This is a genomic window from Abiotrophia sp. HMSC24B09, assembly GCF_001815865.1.
GTDB lineage: Bacteria > Bacillota > Bacilli > Lactobacillales > Aerococcaceae > Abiotrophia.
Map to the genome: position 1 here is coordinate 479,590 of NZ_KV822195.1, position 18,341 is coordinate 497,930.

Below are 18,341 nucleotides of genomic sequence, written 5' to 3' on the forward strand. Positions count from 1 at the left end.
ATGTGAAGGTTATTTTCAAAACGTTTTCAAATATTGACATATCAGTATTTTAACTAAATGCTTATGTGAATAGAAAACCTTATCATTTTAAATAAAATACTCAGGTTATCTATATAATATATTATATATCCTCTATTCGTTTTTTAGGTTCACAAACACTTTGTGAAAATGAGTTTATAAAATAATCTTGATATATCGGCATTAATACATGAAAAAAAGCCAAAGTGAACAAACTTTGGCTTTGGCTTGTTAAAATTGATTGAAGTCCCAAATTTGGTCGACCCAACCTTGATAAAATTCAGGTTCGTGGCAAACCATGAGGATACTGCCCTTGTATTCTTTGAGGGCTCGAGCCAATTCTTCCTTGGCATCGACGTCCAAGTGGTTGGTCGGCTCGTCCAAGATCAAGACATTATGCGGAGCATTCATAAGTAGGCAAAGACGGACCTTGGCTTGCTCTCCCCCACTTAGGACTTGAATTTGGCTTTCGATGTGCTTAGAAGTCAGTCCACAACGTGCTAAGGCAGCGCGTACTTCAGCCTGGTTCATAGCTGGGAAAGCATTCCACACAACTTCTAATGGCGTCTGACGGTTACCTGAAGCGACTTCTTGTTCGAAGTAACCAATTTCCAAGTAATCTCCCTGCTCTACTTGGCCAGCTAAGGCCGGAATAAGCCCCATGAGGCTCTTGAGTAAAGTGGTCTTACCAATCCCGTTAGCCCCGATAATCGCAACCTTCTGGTTACGTTCAAAGACTAGATCCAGCGGCTTGGTCAGAGGCTGGCTATAACCAATTTCTAACTGATTAGCTTCGAAGATGAAACGGCCAGGGGTCCGAGCAGACTGGAAGTCAAATTTTGGCTTCGGTTTCTCGCCTTGTAGCTCGATGACTTCCATCTTATCTAGTTTCTTTTGACGGGACATGGCCATATTGCGTGTTGCTACTCGGGCCTTGTTGCGGTTGACGAAGTCCTTGAGGTCCGCTATTTCCTTCTGTTGGCGTTCATAGGCCGCTTCTAGTTGGGCACGCTTCATGGCGTGGACCGCTTGGAAGTTCTCATAGTCGCCAACATAACGGCTAAGCTTGAGGTTTTCCACGTGATAGATAATGTTAATGACACTATTAAGGAAGGGAATATCATGGGAAATTAAGATAAAGGCATTTTCGTAGTTTTGCAAGTAACGTTTAAGCCACTCGATATGCTCAGCATCCAAGTAGTTGGTCGGTTCGTCTAAGAGTAGAATATCGGGCTTTTCTAAGAGTAACTTAGCCAATAAGACCTTGGTCCGCTGTCCCCCACTCAGTGAGGTGACGTCTGTGTCTAAACCAAAGGCGGTAATACCAAGAGCACGAGCCACTTCTTCAATTTTAGCATCCAAGGTATAGAAATCGTGGACTTCCAAGCGCTCTTGTAACTCCCCTACTTCCTCTAATAGGTCTGCCATGGTTTGGTCATCAGCGGTCGCCATCTCTTCATAGGCCTCGCTAATGCGCGCTTCAATGGCAAATAAATCATCAAAGGCCATGCGCAAGACATCGCGAATGGTTTGACCAGGCTTAAGGACGCTGTGTTGGTCTAGGTAGCCAGTTGTAACATACTTGGCCCACTCTACCTTGCCTTCATCTGGCAATTGCTTACCTGTTACAATGTTCATGAAGGTTGATTTCCCTTCACCATTGGCCCCAATCAGGCCGATATGTTCCCCTTTGAGTAGGCGGAAGGAGACATCTTCGAAGATGGCCCGATCGCCGAATCCATGGGTAAGATTTGATACGCTTAAGATACTCATGTCTTTCCTCCAAATTGACAGTTCCTTCCTATTATAGTCTATTCTGTTAGCTTTGAATAGGGTTTATTGCTCTGGTAGCACTAATTGGCTGAAAACCTGCCCAATAGGAGCATGAATAACTAAATCTGCCCAGTCATCCTGAGGGATGGCCTGCTTATTGATGACCACCAAATGTTTACCCTTAAAATATTGCAGTAGACCTGCAGCCGGATAGACTACTAAAGAAGTGCCTCCTACAATCAAGGTATCGGCTTGCTGAATGGCTGAGATAGCCTGGTCAAAAACCTCCATATTAAGCGACTCTTCATAGAGGGTGACGTCTGGTTTGAGCACGCCGCCACAATGGGGACAGCGCGGGATGCCCTGACCATCATAAGCGTCAAGAAAGCTATTCAGGTCATAGACTCTACCACACTCCTGACAAATATTTCGGTCAACCGTCCCATGTAGTTTGAGAAGGCGTTGACTACCAGCGGCTTCATGTAGGGTGTCAATATTCTGGCTAATGACAGCGTCCAAGTGGCCACTGGCCTCTAACTGCGCTAGAAAGATATGGGCAGCATTTGGCTTAGCATGAGGATAAATCAAATGTTTACGGTAAAAATCATAGAAAAGGTGGGGATATTTACGATACATGCTATGGCTAATCAGTTGTTCGGCTGAAAAGTTTCTACCTAAATCTTGACTATAAACACCTTGGGCACTGCGAAAATCAGGGATACCCGATTCGGTTGAAACACCTGCCCCACCGAAAAATACCAGGTGTTGGTTGTTGTTAATGATGGTTTGTAGAGCCTGAATGTCTTCTTGCATAGGCTTCCCTCCTATCTTCGGTTGTTACATAAAAAAGTGACCGAGCCAGAGGCCCCGTCACTTAGGCTTAAATGCTATCCATTTTGCCCTAACTTTGTGGGCTAAGGTCATTTTCAATCAGGACCTTAATGGCATTATTCTTAGAAGCATCGCGGAAGACGTCATAAGCCTCTTCGATTTGAGACAATTTGAAGTAGTGGGTAACGAGCTCTTCAGGGTGAATCTTCTGAGCTTCTAGGGCTTGCAGCAGTTGTGGTGTGGTATTAGTTGATACTAAGCCAGTTGTTACGGTAATATTGCGAATCCAGAGTCTATCTAAGTCGAATTGCACAGGAACCCCATGGACACCCGCGTTAGCAATACGGCCATCAACCGCAATAATCTTTTGGCAGAAGTCAAAGGATGCTGGAATCCCAACCGCTTCAATGGCTACGTCAACCCCACGACCATCCGTTAAGTCAAAGATTTCCTTGATGGCTCTGTCAGTATCGGAATTATTAACCTTATGGGTAGCGCCGAACTTGAGGGCGGTATCTAGGCGGTGATCATCAATATCCACCATGATAATCTTAGCAGGAGAATAGAACTGAGCGGTTAAGAGTGAGCCCAAACCAACTGGTCCAGAACCAATAATGGCCACATTACAACCTGGCTCTACCCGACCTTTGAGGACCCCAATTTCATAACCCGTTGGTAGAATATCTGAAATCATAACCAGGGCTTCATCGCTAAGGCCTGCTGGTGGGTTATAGAGGGTATTGTCTGCATGTGGAACCCGGAGATATTCAGCCTGTGTGCCGTCGATTAAGTGGCCGAAAATCCAACCACCCTCGTCTTCACAGTGGGCATAAATCCCCTTCTTACAGTAATAACACTTACCGCAGGAGCAGACGCAAGAAACAATGACTTTATCGCCAGGCTTGAAGTTAGTCACGCTGGATCCAACTTCTTCGACAACCGCAATCCCCTCGTGTCCTAAAATCGTCCCATTTTGGACAGCTGGCACGTCACCCTTGATGATGTGTAGGTCTGTCCCACAGATGGTCGTTTTAAGCATACGAACAATTGCATCCGTTGGCTTCAAGATGACAGGCTTTGGCTTGTCAACGAACTTAGCTAGGCCAGGTTCAACATAGGTGTATGCTTTCATAGTAGACTCCTCCTTATTGTGAAATTTGTGAAATATACTACACTTATATTGTAAACCTTTTCTTAGATGATTGCAAGCGATTACTTAATTATTTTGACCTTCTGTTTATACAAAAAAAACTCCCACCATAGTGGCTGGGAGCTTGATAGATATTAATCTTCGTCCATTTGTAGGACAGCCATGAAGGCTTCTTGTGGGACTTCCACCGTCCCAATTTGTTTCATCCGCTTTTTCCCCTCTTTTTGTTTCTCGAGGAGCTTCTTACGACGGCTGACGTCCCCACCGTAGAGTTTAGCCGTTACGTCTTTACGCAAGGCTTTAATGGTGGTACGCGCTAGAATCTTATTACCGATAGCAGCCTGAACAGGTACTTCGAAGAGTTGACGCGGAATGATGCCGCGAAGTTTTTCTACTAATTCACGGCCACGACCGTAAGCAAAGTCCTTGTGGACAATCATGGAGAAGGCGTCAATCAGGTCGCCATTGAGCAGGATATCCATCTTAACTAGGTTAGATGGTTTGTAGCCAATTAATTCGTAGTCAAGGGATGCATAGCCTTTGGTATTGGATTTGAGCTTATCGAAGAAGTCATAGATGATTTCTGACAATGGTAACTCATAGACCACATTGACCCGGTAATCATCCAGATAATCCATGGTAATGAAGTTACCCCGCTTACGTTGGCCGATGTCCATGACTGCGCCAACATATTCATTAGGCACCATAATGGAGGCCTTAACGTAGGGCTCGTAGATTTCATCAATGACGGTTTGGTCTGGCATAGCGGACGGGTTATCCACGATGATTTCCTCGCCATTGGTCTTTTTGACCTTGTAAATAACCGAAGGTGCCGTGGTAATCAGGTTGATGTCGAACTCACGTTCCAGACGTTCCTGGATAACGTCCATGTGCAGTAAGCCTAAGAAACCTGTACGGAAGCCAAAGCCTAGGGCTTGCGAAGTTTCAGGCTCAAATTGCAAGGCCGCGTCATTGAGCTGGAGTTTTTCCAAGGCATCCCGCAAATCATTATAGTCGTTAGACTCGACTGGATAGAGACCGCAGTAAACCATGGGATTGAGCTTACGGTAACCGTCTAGGGGTTCTTGGGCCGGATTGTTGGCCAAGGTAATGGTATCCCCTACTCGCGTATCTTGAATGGTCTTAATGGAAGCCGTGATATAGCCCACATCCCCTACCATGAGATAGTCGCGTTGGACAGGTTTAGGACTGAAGACCCCTACTTCCACTACATCGAATTCTTTACCGTTGGACATCAAACGAATCTTGTCGCCAGGTTTCACGACCCCGTTAATGACCCGGATATTCAAGACAACACCACGGTAGGAATCATAAACAGAGTCGAAAATCAGGGCTTGAAGCGGCGCTTCTAGGTCGCCCGGAGGGGCCGGTACCTTGTGGACAATTTGCTCCAGGATTTGGTCAATCCCAATCCCGGATTTAGCTGAGGCGAAAACGGCCTCACTTGCGTCAATGCCAATGACATCTTCAATTTCAACTTGAACACGCTCAGGATCAGCGGCTGGTAAGTCAATCTTGTTAATGACCGGCAGAATTTCTAAGTCGTTATCTAAAGCCAAATAAACGTTGGCCAGAGTCTGAGCTTCAATCCCCTGGGCGGCATCGACGACCAAGATGGCCCCTTCACAGGCTGCCAGTGAACGTGACACTTCATAAGTAAAGTCCACGTGCCCTGGGGTATCAATTAGGTGGAAGATATACTCTTCCCCATCCTGAGCCTTATAGGTCAGTTCAACAGCGTTGAGTTTAATGGTAATGCCTCGTTCCCGCTCCAAGTCCATGGAGTCCAAGAGTTGGTCCTGCATTTCCCGGTCTGAAACCGTCTCTGTCAATTGCAGAATACGGTCAGCCAAGGTTGATTTACCATGGTCAATATGAGCGATAATGGAGAAGTTGCGAATTTTCTCCTGGCGGGCTCGGAGTGCTTGTAATTCTTGTGGATTCATAGGCTGCCTCTTTCGTACAAATTTATCTAGATAGGAGTGCCATCTGGCACTAATACACTGGTCTATTGTACCAAATTTTTGGCTCTAAGACTAGGGTTAAGCCAGGGAATGCTAACTAAAATTAAGAAGAAAAAAGGCTGGAATCTTCCAGCCTTTAGACTTATTTGCCTTCAAACATATCCTTCATCTTATCGAAGAAGCCACCTTCATGACCCTTGACAGATTCACCACTAGATTCAGCCAGTTGCTTGAAGAGATCCTTTTGACGATCTGTTAATCGCTTAGGCGTCACGACTTTGACGGACACGTGTTGATCCCCATTGCGGCCACCGCGAAGACTTGGCGCTCCCTTCTCACGTAGTCGGAAGGTGGTACCAGTTTGGGTTCCTGCCGGGATTTTAAGTTTGACGTTACCATGAACAGTTGGCACCTTGACTTCATCCCCTAGGGCTGCCTGGCTAAAGCTGATAGGAAGTTCGTAGAAGATTTCGGTGCCTTCACGTTCAAAGATATCACTCTCTTCGACCTGGAAGACCACATAGAGGTCGCCGTAAGGTCCGCCATTGGTTCCGGCTTCACCTTGACCAGATACTCGCATTTGTTGGTTGTCCTCTACCCCTGCAGGGACCGTGACTTTGACCGAATGCTGTTGGGTTTCTGTTCCAGCACCGTGACAGGTCGTACATTTTTCCTTGATTTCTTTACCCGTCCCGTGACAGACATCACAGGTTGCCTGAGACATCATGGCACCAAATGGGGTGTTGCGTTGAACGTTGATCACCCCAGAACCATGACACTTGTGACAGGTTACGGGTTCGGTCCCTTCCTTGGCACCTGAACCATGACAGGTATGACATTCTTGCTTACGATTATAGGTAATAGTGACTTCCTTACCAAAAATGGCTTCCTCAAATTTGAGTTTAACCCGGTATTGGAGATCATCACCCCGACGGGCTGCATTGGCTCTAGCAGAACCAGCACCGCCCATACCGCCACCGAAGAAGGACTCGAAGATATCTTCAAAGCCATTAAATCCTCCACCGCTGAAGCCACCAAAACCGCCACCACCGAAACCACCGGAACCATAGGAGCCGTCGGTGGCTGCGTGACCATATTGGTCGTACATAGAGCGCTTATCAGCGTCACTTAGGACCTCGTAAGCTTCGGTAATTTCTTTGAATTTATCGGCTGCGTCTGCTTCTTTGTTAATGTCTGGATGATATTGTTTGGATAGTTTACGATAGGCTTTCTTGATTTCGGCGTCACTAGCGTCTCGAGAGACCCCTAGGACGTCGTAGTAATCACGTTTATCTGCCATTTTCCCACTCCTTTTTTCAAGCCCTAGGGCTTATGACACAGTTAGATTAGAAAGGAAACGCCAAAGACAAGCTCTGGCGTTGTTCCTTACCTCATATATTAGTCGATTTCTTCGAACTCAGCGTCTACAACGTCATCGCCAGAGGCATTTGTATCAGCTTGAGCTTGCCCATCGCCTTGAGCTGCTTGAGCTTGTGCTGCGGCTTGCTCATAGAGTTTAACCGTTAAGTTTTGGACGATTTCATTGAGGGCGTCGCGTTTAGCCTTCATTTGATCTAAATCATTAGCTTCGATGGCTGCCTTGAGTTCGTCACGAGCTGCTTCAGCCTTCTTAACTTCTTCTTCAGAAACCTTGTCTTTAAGGTCAGCTAAAACTTTGTCAGTTTGGAAGACTAATTGGTCTACTTCGTTACGGAGATCAGCTTCTTCACGACGTTTCTTGTCGGCTTCAGCGTTAGCTTCCGCGTCTTTGACCATGCGGTCGATCTCTTCATCAGTCAGACCTGAGCTAGACTTGATAGTGATGGTTTGTTCTTTACCAGTCCCTAAGTCCTTAGCACTTACGTTAACGATCCCGTTCTTGTCGATGTCAAAGGTAACTTCGATTTGTGGGATACCACGTGGTGCAGGTGGAATATCGGTCAATTGGAAGCGTCCAAGAGTCTTGTTGTCAGCTGCCATTTGACGTTCCCCTTGGAGGACGTGTACGTCTACCGCTGGTTGGTTGTCAGCTGCAGTTGAGAAGACTTGTGACTTGCTAGTTGGGATGGTCGTGTTGCGGTCAATCAACTTGGTGAAGACGCCACCCATGGTTTCAATCCCTAATGACAATGGTGTTACGTCTAAGAGGACGATGTCTTTAACGTCACCGGAGATAACCCCACCTTGAATAGCAGCACCCATCGCCACTACTTCGTCAGGGTTAACAGATTTGTTAGGTTCTTTGCCAGTTTCCTTACGAACCGCTTCTACAACGGCTGGAATACGAGTAGAACCACCAACCAAGATTACTTCGTCGATATCGGATTGAGATAAGCCAGCATCTTTGAGGGCTTGACGAACAGGTTGTTTAGTACGTTCTACTAAATCGTGTGTTAATTCTTCGAACTTAGCACGCGTCAAGGTTAATTCCAAGTGAAGTGGGCCTTCAGCTGACGCAGTGATAAATGGTAAGCTGATTTGGGTAGTAGACACACCAGATAAGTCTTTCTTAGCTTTTTCAGCAGCGTCTTTGAGACGTTGAAGAGCCATCTTATCTTTAGAAAGGTCTACGCCATGTTCTTTCTTGAATTCAGCTACTAAGTAATCCATGATCTTTTGGTCGAAGTCGTCCCCACCTAAGTGGTTGTCCCCTGAAGTTGACAATACGTCGAAGACGCCATCACCTAATTCAAGGATGGATACGTCGAAGGTACCGCCCCCTAAGTCGAAGACGAGAACTTTTTCTTCTTTGTAAGTCTTATCTAAACCATAGGCCAAAGCAGCAGCTGTTGGTTCGTTGACAATACGCTCAACTTCTAAACCAGCGATCTTACCAGCATCTTTGGTTGCTTGACGTTGTGCGTCGTTGAAGTAAGCAGGTACGGTGATAACGGCCTTATCAACCTTCTCACCTAAGTAGTCTTCTGCATAAGACTTCAAGTATTGGAGAATCATCGCAGAGATTTCTTGTGGTGTGTAGTCTTTGCCGTCCATGTGGACCTTATAGCTGCCGTCACCCATGTGACGCTTGATAGAACTTACGGTTGATGGGTTGGTAACGGCTTGACGCTTAGCTACTTCCCCTACTTGGATTTCACCATTTTTGAAAGCCACAACAGATGGCGTTGTACGGTTACCTTCTGGGTTTGGGATAATTTTTGCTTCGCCGCCTTCTAAGACAGATACGGCAGAGTTTGTAGTCCCTAAGTCAATACCAATAATTTTTGCCATAATAGTTTCCTCTTTTCTTTTAGTTTGATTTTTTAGTCTGGAATATTCATTAAAATGTTACTGAGCGACAATGACCATGGCAGGTCTTAAAACCCGGTCTTGTAACAAGTAGCCTTTTTGCAAGACATTAATGACGGTATCAGCTTCCTGACCCTCGCCTGCAGGCATCATACTAACTGCCTGATGGAAATTAGGATCAAAGGCTTGGTTCAATGGGTCAATAACGCTAATGCCTTCTTTTTCAAAGGCTTGTTGGAACTGCTTGTAAACCATCTCGATGCCCTTATGGATGGCTTTGGCATCTTCAGACTCAGCTGGGGTTGCTAAGGCGCGTTCCAAGTTATCAGCTACATCTAAGAGATGGCTAGCCAAGCTTTGCGAGCGATATTTTGCTGCATCTTGGCGTTCACGTTGGTTAATGCGTCGCATGTTCTGGATTTCTGCTTGCAAGCGTAAGAGTTGGTCGGATAAAGCTTCTTTTTCAGCCTCTAACTGACTGACTTGGTCTTCCGCTTCTTCAATGGCTTGATCTAGGCTCTCGTTTGATTGATCAACTTGAACCTCTTCTTGATAAGCACTGTCTTGAATCTTATCAAGCTTTTCATCTTGAACAGGCGCGTCTTGCTTGAGCACTTCTTTTTCTGTGTTTGACACGTAATCGCCTCCTTTAAGGGTTTGGTAATTCTGGGTGTGGCTACTTAATAATGGGCCAGTTCATGCGTGATGTGATGCATCAAGCCCAGTACACGCTGATAAGGCATAGTAGCGGGACCAACTAGGCCGATGATGACCTGTTGTGCTTGATACTGATAGGATGAGGTCACTAGACTGACGTCTGCTAGGCCTCCCAATCCCAGTTCAACTGCTAAGCCTTGCTTGGCTTCAAGTAGTTGGAACATTTCTGCTGACCCATCGATTAGGTTGAAGAGTCGCTTGTAATCTGACACTTCTACTGAATCGAATAGGTTATTCTTACCACTGACATAGTAACTACGCCCCTTTAAATGGCGCATTAATTTGGTGATAACTGACGAAAAGTCGACTTGGAAGCCAACTAAGCGCTGCATCAAGAGTGGCAAGGTCAATTTAAGTCGTTGCTGTGCTTCTAGTAAGGATAAGCCAACAATTTCCTGGTTGATAGCTTGAGTCAAACGACCCAAGTCCTCTCGGCTTAAGGATCTTGGTAAATCTACTAGATCACTTTCAACGCTTCCCTTGTCAGTCAAGACGATGGCCACAATCCGACTCTCGCTGAGTTGTATCAAGCGGAACTCACTTAAATGATATTGTTCCTTGGATTCTCCCAAAACGACGGCCGTATAGCCAGTTAAGGAGACCAAGATATCAGCCGCCAATTGGGCGTGCTGCATAGCGTCAAAATGGCGATCTCGGAAGATAGATTGAATTACCTCACTATCTTGCTTGGCCATTTGAATATCTGCTTGATCCTCAATCAGTTGATCTACATAGTAGCGGTAGCCATCAAAGGATGGAATCCGTCCACTAGAAGAATGAGCCTTCTTGAGATAGCCAATGCGCTCAAGTGCCAACATATCGTTTCGTACGGTTGCCGGTGAGACATCCAATAGACTCTTCTGAAGCAGGGTCTTAGACCCAATCGGTTCTTCATACTGGCCATACAGCTGCACAATCAACTGTAAAATTTGTTGTTGCCTAGCTGTTAACATTGTTCTCACCTCTTTTTTAGCACTCCTTTACCTCAAGTGCTAATGTTAGTATACACCCTATTTTACCCCCTGTCAACCCTTTTTGCCATAAATTTTAGCACTCTTTTTATTCGAGTGCTAATTTTACCTAAAATAAAAACTCGCACTGGTCAAAAGCGCGAGTTTATAAGCTTTTTAGCGATGAGGAATCTGTTGACCCGTCTCAGCATCTAGATAGAATGAGAAGCCTTCCCCGTGTACTTGTTGGACATTGGAGATAATCATAAAGGCAGTTGGATCAATCTCAAGCACCGTCCGTTGCAGAGGCAGGATTTGGTTACGGCTAAGCACAATGAAGAGGACATCTTTCTCATTGCGGGTGTAGTAACCTTCCCCTTTGAGGATGGTAATCCCACGCTGAATGCGTTGGGAAATAGTTTGTGCCACTTTATCCGATTCCTTGGAGATAATGGTAACGGACTTCTTAGGGTTGAAACCTTCTAAGATGAAGTTCATGATGCGGGTGAAGACGACCAACATGGCTAAGGTCAAGACAGTCTTCTCTAAGCCGATAACAAAGGAAGTTGAAAGTACGACGACCGTATCAATCATGAGGAAACCAGCAGAGGTGTTAATCCCAAAGTATTTATTGAGAATCATCACGATAATATCAGCCCCAGCAGTGGTCCCGCCACCTAGGAAAACCAAACCAAGCCCTACCCCAATCATGGCACCCGCCATAAGAGGAATAATCATGGAATTTTCAGGGATAAAGCCAGTGGAAGGCAGAATCTTCTGGAAGACGGAAATACACATAACCGATACAATAGTCAGATAGAGGGTTTCCCGCTCTAGATAACGCCAACCAATAATTAAGAGGACCACGTTGATGATCCAGTAAGTGATGGCGTTATCCCAACCTAACGTATACTTGAGTAGCAAAGTGACCCCGGTCACGCCGCCCTCCCCCATATGGTTAGGCACGAGTAGCAAATTAATGGAATAGGCAAAGATCAAACTCCCTAAAACCACTAAAAAGAAATTTTTCAAAAATTTACGATTCATCAATTAATCCTCCTTATTCATTATTTGCGGTCTTTCCTTGAGCCAACCGATTAAGTCCCGGAAGACTAGATCGGCTAGAAAAAGACCCCTTGTGGTTAAATAAATACGGTCACTTTCTTCTATTAAAAGTCCACGCTCAGCTTGCTGTCTGAAGAAATCAGCAAACAAGACTTCCGCCCGATAGCCAAAACGTGTTTGGAAGTCTGTCAGGCAGACCCCTTGCGTGGTCCGCAAGGCCAAGAAAAGAAATTCTTCCATCTGATCAACTAAGTCCAGGTGACTGGCGTCAATAATGGGCTTATTTCCTGCTCTTAATTGTTTAAGATAATGGTGAACGGGCCCGTGATTGTAATAACGCGTCCCATCTAAGAAACCATGGGCACCCGCACCAAAACCATAGTAAGGCGTATAACGCCAGTAACCTAGATTGTGTTGCGATTCATAGCCTGGTTTGGCGAAGTTGGAGACTTCGTACTGGTGGATGCCCGCTTCCTTAAGCCGGTCGATGGCCAATTGAAACATGTCAGCATCAACATCCTCGCTAGGTAGGGGCAACTTGCCCTGGCGCATAAGCTGCTGGAAGACCGTCTGATTCTCAATAATCAGAGAGTAGAGGGAATAATGAGGCAAATCCAATGATAAGGCCTTGGTCAAACTCTCATCGAAGTCTGCTAAAGTCTGTTCTGGTAAACGAAAAATCAAATCAATACTGAGATTTTCAAAGCCTACCTGGCGAAACCAGTCGATGGACTGGTAGATTTGCTTTTCCCGATGGTTACGTCCGATTTTACGCAGTAGTCGGTCATTGAAGGTCTGGACTCCCATACTAATACGGTTGACTCCTTGGTCTTTGAGTAGACGACATTTTTCTAGGCTAAGTTCACCCGGGTTAATCTCAAAAGAAAATTCAGTCTTGTCGGTCAGGGGCAAGCGCCGGTGAATAGAGGCCAGCAAATAGTCTAACTCAGATAAAGACAAGCAACTTGGGGTCCCGCCCCCAATATAGAGGGTATCCAGGGGCTGCGTCTGATCGAGGTCATAGGCAGCCATTTCCTGGTCCAAGGCGGCCAGATAATCCTCGACTGGTTGGCCATCATAGAAAAACTTATTAAAGGCACAATAATGGCAAATTTTCTTGCAGAAAGGAATATGTATATAGGCGGCCTTGGCTTGCATGCTAACCCTCCTTCTTAATTTGCTGAAAGTAAGCTTGCGAGGCTGCTTGGTCAGTCTGTAGTTGTTGAATTAGGCCCTGAACCGATTCAAATTTAACTTCGCCACGCAGATAGTGATGCCAACGAACCTTGACAGTCTCACCATAAATGAGCTGGTTAAAGTTAAAAATATGCACCTCACAGGTCAGACCTGTATCCGTCTCAAAGGTCACATTATAGCCAATCGAAGCCATGCCTTGATGCCAAATGCCATTGACTTGAATCTCGACTACATAGATACCCGGCCCTAGTTGGACTTGGCCAGCTTGGGGACGGATATTAGCCGTTGGAAAGCCGATGGTTCGTCCTCGCTTCTCACCATGAACGACCACACCGCTGGTCTCATAGACATAGCCTAGAGCCAAATTGGCCTCATCGATTTTTCCTTCTCGTAAGAGTTCGCGAATGGGTGTCGAGCCGATTTTTTCTTGATTAAGCACAAGTTCAGGCACTTCAATAATTTGGAAGCGACCAGCTGCGTGTTGCGGTAAGGTAGACATGTTGGCTTCTTCTTTAGGACCATAAGTATAGTCAAAGCCTGCTACCACCACCTGAGCCTTAAGGCCAACAATGTATTTTTCAACAAAAGCTTGAGGAGATTGGGAGCCAAAGGGATAGGTAAAATCGACTAAGAAGACCATATCCACCTGATTGGCTTCAAGCAATTCCATCTTACGGTCTAAGTCTGACAGGTAATCCATCTCAGCGGCTGTCAGTCGACTGTATACGATTTTAGGATGTTGGTTGAAGGTCATGACCGCCAAAGGCAGGCCTAAACGGTCGGCTTCGCGGCGTCCGGCTTGAATGACAGCCTGATGCCCCCGATGCAGGCCATCGAAGAATCCTAAAACCAAGACAATAGGCCCCTTAAGTTGCGGAAGATTTGGATGGTGTATACGAATAATTTCCATGTTGTCTATCGTGACTCCTCTTCATAGGTAAACATCTTCAAGGGCTTGACCATACCAGGTTTGCTTGGATGTGGCCCGTAAATGGCACGAACTTTGCCTTGGTAGTAGCAAGCGGTAGCCTCTTTGAGAGCTAGGTTGAAAGCAGTGCTTGGCACAACCTGCCCATTCTTGACTATGGTCCACTCTGAATCTTGCAAGTGGTAGTGTGGGCAGAAGTTGATTGCTTGATCCAGTGGGACTAGGATATGGCTAACTCGCCCTTGATCTGCCGCTTGGGCTACTTCTTCTAGGCTATGGGCCTGAGACAAGCTATAGCCCCCCGTCATATAACGGACCAGATGAGACATGTGACTTGGATAGCCTAGCTTAGCTCCTAAATCAACTGCTAGGGTTCTAACATAGGTTCCCTTGCCACATTGGACATCAAAAGACCAGCGTTGTAGGCCTTCATGTGGGTCGAATTCACTAGCCCCTAGTCGTTCAAAGCGGTCAATCCGAGCTATTCGGCGTGGACGTTCCACTTGCTGACCTGCACGCGCATATTCATAGAGACGCTTGCCGCCTACTTTAACGGCTGAGTAATAAGGCGGAATCTGAACAATCTCTCCTAGAAAAGTCGCCATGGCGGCATCAATTGCGGCATCAGACACTGGCTCTTTAAGTCGCTTATGTTCGACAGGCGCCCCATCGGCATCCTCCGTCTCGGTAGAAAATCCCAAGGTGATTTCACCCCGGTAACCCTTTTGGCCGTCCATGAGGTCTTCTACTAACTTCGTCGCTTGGCCAATACAACAGACTAAGACACCCGCCACGTTAGGATCCAAAGTACCGGTGTGACCAATGCGTTTGGTTCTGAGGATTTTGCGTAATTTAAAGACAACATCGTGACTGGTCATGCCAACTGGTTTATTGATTACCAAGATTCCGTGATACATAGTGTGCGACGCTCCTTTAAATTTCATAACGATTTATTATATCAGATTTAAGGCCAAAAGACTAACAAAGGGCTTAGATAAGGGCTTCAGAAGTGTCATCAACCAGAGTTACGCAAGCCAGTTGCAATCCCATTAATGGTAATGTGCAAAATCTTGCTAGCCAAAGGACTGAGCGGTTCTTGACGAGACCGTCTAATCAGTTCCACCTGTAAGTAATTAAGGGCATTGAAGTAAGGTAGACGCATGGCTAAGGAATCACGCAGGTAATTATTTTGTGCCAATAGTTGCACTTCCCCTTCTATTTGTAAGAGGAGATCCTTGGTGCGTTGCCACTCTGTCTCTAGGGTTTGGAAAATAGCTTGTCCCTCAGGATCCTCAACTAGTTGGCTATAGTAACGCGCCACTTCCATATCAGACTTAGCCAAGACCATGTCTACATTAGATAGTAAAGCCCGGAAGAATGGCCATTCTGCATACATTTCTTGTAATAAAGCTAGATGACTAGGGTCTTCTTCAATAAAACGTTGGAAGGCGGTTCCTACACCATACCAACCTGGGAACATCAAGCGACTCTGTGACCAAGAGAAGACCCAAGGTATAGCCCGCAGACCATCAATATCGGTCACTTTCTTACGTGAGGCTGGACGAGAGCCAATATTAAGCTGGCTAACTTCCTTAATTGGCGTTGCTTGGAAGAAGAATTCAGAGAAGCCAGGTGTCGCAAAAACAAGCTGACGATAGGCTCGATAGCTCCAATCAACCAAGCGATTCATAACTGCTTCATAAGGTTTGCTGTCTTGCACTTCGTGGGCTAACAAGACGTGAGACAAGGAGGCCACTAACATGTTTTCCAATTGATAGTAGGCTGTGTCAGGATTACCATACTTGGTCCCAATGACTTCCCCCTGCTCTGTCACCCGCATCAAACGGTTAATAGTCCCAATAGGTTGAGACATAATGGCCTCATAACTTGGACCACCGCCACGTCCGACGGTTCCCCCACGACCGTGGAAGAAGCTAATGGTAATGCCCTCTTCCCTACCTAAACGGGTTAATTTATTCTGTGCTAGATAGAGAGCCCAGCCAGAAGCAAGGTATCCCCCATCCTTGTTGGAATCCGAATAGCCTAGCATAATTTCCTGACACCAATCTTGACTTGCTAGCCATTTCTGAACAAGAGGTAGGCGCAAGTAAGTAGTCATGACCTCTAGGGCTTCTTCTAAGTCTTCAATGGTCTCAAATAGTGGCACTAATTGGACATGGGCAAAATTAGGTCCGACTAAACCCACTTCTTTAAAAAGTAAGGCCAATTCTAGCAAGTCTGAGACGGAAGTAGTATGAGAAATAATATGGCGTTTGATGATGCGATGGCCCAAACGATTTTGTAGGTCAGCGACGGCTTGATAAATAGCCATCTCACGATTCAGAATATCAGATGGTTGATTTAAGGCGCTCGATAAGCGACGAGGTTCTTGGCTTAACTGGTGTAAGAGGCACTGGATTTTGCTTGCTTCATCTAGCTGACTATAATTTTCCTCAACCTTGGATTGTGCCAATAATTCAGCCACACAAGCCTCATTGATACTGGAGTCTTGTCTTAGGTCGATACTGGCTAAATGGAAACCAAATATTTCTGCACAAACAATTAAGGATTCTAGAGGAGCTAAAGTGTGTGACTCCTTACCATCAGCCTTAAGTGCAGCAAGGACAATGTTTAAGTCAGCCTTGAAGGTCTCGGCATCTGGATAGGCTTGGACTTGAGGCTGAGAATCCTCCCCTAAAATTAAGGATTTGCTAGCGCAAAGGCGATTCTTAATGGTGTTTAAGGCCTTACGATAGGGTTCCTTCTGGCGGAAAATAGAGTAATCTCCAGAAACTTCTGCTAAAGCAGCCAATTCTGGGGTCACAGACACCAAATCACTGGAGAAAGAATAGCGGCGATAAAGCTGATCCAGGCTATGCAAGTAATAGTCTAAGATGACTTGTGATTGAATATGGGCAGTCATGCGTAAGGTTTCCGCAGTCACATAAGGGTTGCCATCTCGATCCCCACCAATCCACATGCCCATGGTAATGGGCAGGGCTTGATGAGACTCTATTTCCATTGAATCTAGGGCTTGGCGATAATTAAGGGTAATATCTGTAATACTTTCAATCAGAGATTTCTGATAATAGGTCATAACATTGGCGATTTCGTTTGCGACTTGTAGCTTCTGCTCGCGAATCAAATCTGTGCCTAAGATAATTTCAATGACGGCTTCAAGCTCGTGTTGCCAAGCTTGTCGGTCTAAAAATTCCGGTCTCGTGTTACGATAATCCCTTAAAAGGCCATAAAGCTTATCCATGAGATCTAACATGGACTTACGTTGAACCTGAGTTGGGTGAGCCGTTAAGACTGGCTCAATGGTCATGGGACGTTCAAGCACTTGTCCCTTGCCTGCTTGCTTGATGGCAGCCAATGTAGCCGGCAACTCCCCTTCTAAATCAGTGTGACGACAACGTTTCATTTTAATCTGACTAGCTAACTCCACGTCTTCTGCGATGTTAATCAGGAATGGCAAGGCCGAGAAGTAACGGGCTACTAGCGCTAAATCTTCTTCAGCCAGTGGCTGAATAGCTGCCACATAAGCCGAGTAGTCCCCTTGATCCGCTAAATTCTTAAGCTTGGCTAATAAGGCTTGCTGCTGGGGTGAGGTCATGGAAGTAAAGGCTCGCTCAAGAGCATCTGTAAGAAGCTGAGATAAATGCGTAACTTGACTCTGTTGAATCTGGTTTTCAATATTCACGGATGTCACCTTCTCTTTGGCAAAAATATCTAACTCTTATTATAGGTTAAATAGACTAGTTAAACAAGTCGCCCTCCTCATACTTGTGCTGACTAAGTCACATTTTAGCGCATAATCAAAACCGCCCGTGACAACGGGCGGTTTGCTCTGCGGCTGGAAGCCTCTGCTACCGGCCACGGCCTAAAGGCCTACTGAATCGGTTTCCCTCTTGCACCACTTTTCCTCGCTAGCTCTCAAAGAGCTCCACTTACTTTCTCCGATACTTTTCTCCTGTGAATGGATCTGTCGCTTCGAACAAACTCAGTTGTTCTGCTACCTGGTCCTCCCGAACTTGATTCCGAATGTATTCTTCTATCTTCTCCTTGTTTCGCCCTACTGTATCCACGAAGTAGCCCCGACACCAAAACTTGCGGTTCCCATAACGGTACTTTAAATTGGCGTATCGATCAAATATCATGAGACTACTTTTTCCTTTCAGATACCCCATAAAGCTTGAAACACTCAATTTGGGTGGGATACTGACCAACATATGAATGTGGTCTTTACAGGCATTTGCTTCATGGATAATGACGCCCTTGCGCTCGCATAATTCACGGATAATTCTGCCAATCGTTGCCTTGTACTTTCCATATATGATTTGGCGTCGATATTTGGGCGCGAACACGATATGGTACTTACAATTCCAACTTGTGTGTGCTAAACTATCATTGTCCTTTTTCATAAGGATACCTCCCTAGTTCTTTTTGTGTGGTCGGGAAACCTACACTAAGTTTAC

Annotated in this window: 14 protein-coding genes; all 14 read right to left on the reverse strand. The window is 45.7% G+C overall.

Annotation, left to right across the window (positions count from 1 at the left end):
• Nucleotides 1-249: 249 nt before the first annotated feature.
• The 14 genes from HMPREF3093_RS03415 to tnpA all read right to left on the reverse strand — a co-directional run bounded on the left by HMPREF3093_RS03415 (nucleotide 250) and on the right by tnpA (nucleotide 18,287).
• Entirely contained in the window at nucleotides 250-1,791 is a 1,542-nt protein-coding gene (locus HMPREF3093_RS03415) for an ABC-F family ATP-binding cassette domain-containing protein (protein ID WP_070755605.1), read from the reverse strand.
• A 63-nt stretch (nucleotides 1,792-1,854) separates the two neighbouring features.
• Nucleotides 1,855-2,604 carry an NAD-dependent protein deacylase gene (locus HMPREF3093_RS03420; RefSeq protein WP_070755606.1) on the reverse strand — a complete coding sequence of 250 codons (750 nt, stop codon included), beginning with the start codon at nucleotides 2,602-2,604 and terminating at the stop codon, nucleotides 1,855-1,857.
• An 88-nt stretch (nucleotides 2,605-2,692) separates the two neighbouring features.
• Nucleotides 2,693-3,754, reverse strand: a complete 1,062-nt coding sequence (locus HMPREF3093_RS03425) for a zinc-dependent alcohol dehydrogenase family protein (RefSeq protein WP_070755607.1) — start codon at nucleotides 3,752-3,754, stop codon at nucleotides 2,693-2,695.
• A gap of 152 nt (nucleotides 3,755-3,906) precedes the next feature.
• Nucleotides 3,907-5,739, reverse strand: coding sequence for a translation elongation factor 4 (gene lepA / locus HMPREF3093_RS03430; RefSeq protein ID WP_023392150.1), 1,833 nt, complete (start codon nucleotides 5,737-5,739; stop codon nucleotides 3,907-3,909).
• A gap of 160 nt (nucleotides 5,740-5,899) precedes the next feature.
• The gene (gene dnaJ / locus HMPREF3093_RS03435) at nucleotides 5,900-7,057 is read right to left on the reverse strand and encodes a molecular chaperone DnaJ (protein ID WP_070755608.1); all 1,158 of its coding nucleotides are present in this window, start codon (nucleotides 7,055-7,057) and stop codon (nucleotides 5,900-5,902) included.
• A 98-nt stretch (nucleotides 7,058-7,155) separates the two neighbouring features.
• Nucleotides 7,156-8,988, reverse strand: coding sequence for a molecular chaperone DnaK (dnaK, locus tag HMPREF3093_RS03440; protein WP_070755609.1), 1,833 nt, complete (start codon nucleotides 8,986-8,988; stop codon nucleotides 7,156-7,158).
• Between the two features lie 57 nt (nucleotides 8,989-9,045).
• On the reverse strand, nucleotides 9,046-9,642 hold the full coding sequence (gene grpE / locus HMPREF3093_RS03445) for a nucleotide exchange factor GrpE (protein WP_070755610.1): 597 nt from the start codon (nucleotides 9,640-9,642) through the stop codon (nucleotides 9,046-9,048).
• A gap of 44 nt (nucleotides 9,643-9,686) precedes the next feature.
• Nucleotides 9,687-10,676, reverse strand: a complete 990-nt coding sequence (hrcA, locus tag HMPREF3093_RS03450; RefSeq protein ID WP_023392082.1) for a heat-inducible transcriptional repressor HrcA — start codon at nucleotides 10,674-10,676, stop codon at nucleotides 9,687-9,689.
• A gap of 174 nt (nucleotides 10,677-10,850) precedes the next feature.
• Nucleotides 10,851-11,720: a YitT family protein gene (locus HMPREF3093_RS03455; RefSeq protein WP_070755611.1), complete on the reverse strand. Its 870-nt coding sequence runs from the start codon at nucleotides 11,718-11,720 to the stop codon at nucleotides 10,851-10,853.
• A gap of 3 nt (nucleotides 11,721-11,723) precedes the next feature.
• Nucleotides 11,724-12,896, reverse strand: a complete 1,173-nt coding sequence (gene hemW / locus HMPREF3093_RS03460) for a radical SAM family heme chaperone HemW (RefSeq protein ID WP_070755612.1) — start codon at nucleotides 12,894-12,896, stop codon at nucleotides 11,724-11,726.
• 1 nt (nucleotide 12,897) lies between these two features.
• Nucleotides 12,898-13,845: a riboflavin biosynthesis protein RibF gene (ribF, locus tag HMPREF3093_RS03465; RefSeq protein ID WP_070755613.1), complete on the reverse strand. Its 948-nt coding sequence runs from the start codon at nucleotides 13,843-13,845 to the stop codon at nucleotides 12,898-12,900.
• 5 nt (nucleotides 13,846-13,850) lie between these two features.
• A complete protein-coding gene (gene truB / locus HMPREF3093_RS03470) occupies nucleotides 13,851-14,780 on the reverse strand; it encodes a tRNA pseudouridine(55) synthase TruB (protein WP_070755614.1) in 930 nt (309 codons plus the stop codon).
• A 98-nt stretch (nucleotides 14,781-14,878) separates the two neighbouring features.
• Nucleotides 14,879-17,575, reverse strand: a complete 2,697-nt coding sequence (gene ppc / locus HMPREF3093_RS03475; protein WP_070755615.1) for a phosphoenolpyruvate carboxylase — start codon at nucleotides 17,573-17,575, stop codon at nucleotides 14,879-14,881.
• A gap of 238 nt (nucleotides 17,576-17,813) precedes the next feature.
• Nucleotides 17,814-18,287, reverse strand: coding sequence for an IS200/IS605 family transposase (gene tnpA / locus HMPREF3093_RS03480; RefSeq protein ID WP_070755616.1), 474 nt, complete (start codon nucleotides 18,285-18,287; stop codon nucleotides 17,814-17,816).
• Nucleotides 18,288-18,341 lie beyond the last annotated feature (54 nt).

Coding starts and splice junctions, on each gene's coding strand:
- HMPREF3093_RS03415 (WP_070755605.1), bottom strand. CDS start 1,791: ATGAGTATCTTAAGCGTATCAAATCTTACCCATGGATTCGGCGATCGG.
- HMPREF3093_RS03420 (WP_070755606.1), bottom strand. CDS start 2,604: ATGCAAGAAGACATTCAGGCTCTACAAACCATCATTAACAACAACCAA.
- HMPREF3093_RS03425 (WP_070755607.1), bottom strand. CDS start 3,754: ATGAAAGCATACACCTATGTTGAACCTGGCCTAGCTAAGTTCGTTGAC.
- lepA (WP_023392150.1), bottom strand. CDS start 5,739: ATGAATCCACAAGAATTACAAGCACTCCGAGCCCGCCAGGAGAAAATT.
- dnaJ (WP_070755608.1), bottom strand. CDS start 7,057: ATGGCAGATAAACGTGATTACTACGACGTCCTAGGGGTCTCTCGAGAC.
- dnaK (WP_070755609.1), bottom strand. CDS start 8,988: ATGGCAAAAATTATTGGTATTGACTTAGGGACTACAAACTCTGCCGTA.
- hrcA (WP_023392082.1), bottom strand. CDS start 10,676: ATGTTAACAGCTAGGCAACAACAAATTTTACAGTTGATTGTGCAGCTG.
- HMPREF3093_RS03455 (WP_070755611.1), bottom strand. CDS start 11,720: ATGAATCGTAAATTTTTGAAAAATTTCTTTTTAGTGGTTTTAGGGAGT.
- hemW (WP_070755612.1), bottom strand. CDS start 12,896: ATGCAAGCCAAGGCCGCCTATATACATATTCCTTTCTGCAAGAAAATT.
- ribF (WP_070755613.1), bottom strand. CDS start 13,845: ATGGAAATTATTCGTATACACCATCCAAATCTTCCGCAACTTAAGGGG.
- truB (WP_070755614.1), bottom strand. CDS start 14,780: ATGTATCACGGAATCTTGGTAATCAATAAACCAGTTGGCATGACCAGT.
- tnpA (WP_070755616.1), bottom strand. CDS start 18,287: ATGAAAAAGGACAATGATAGTTTAGCACACACAAGTTGGAATTGTAAG.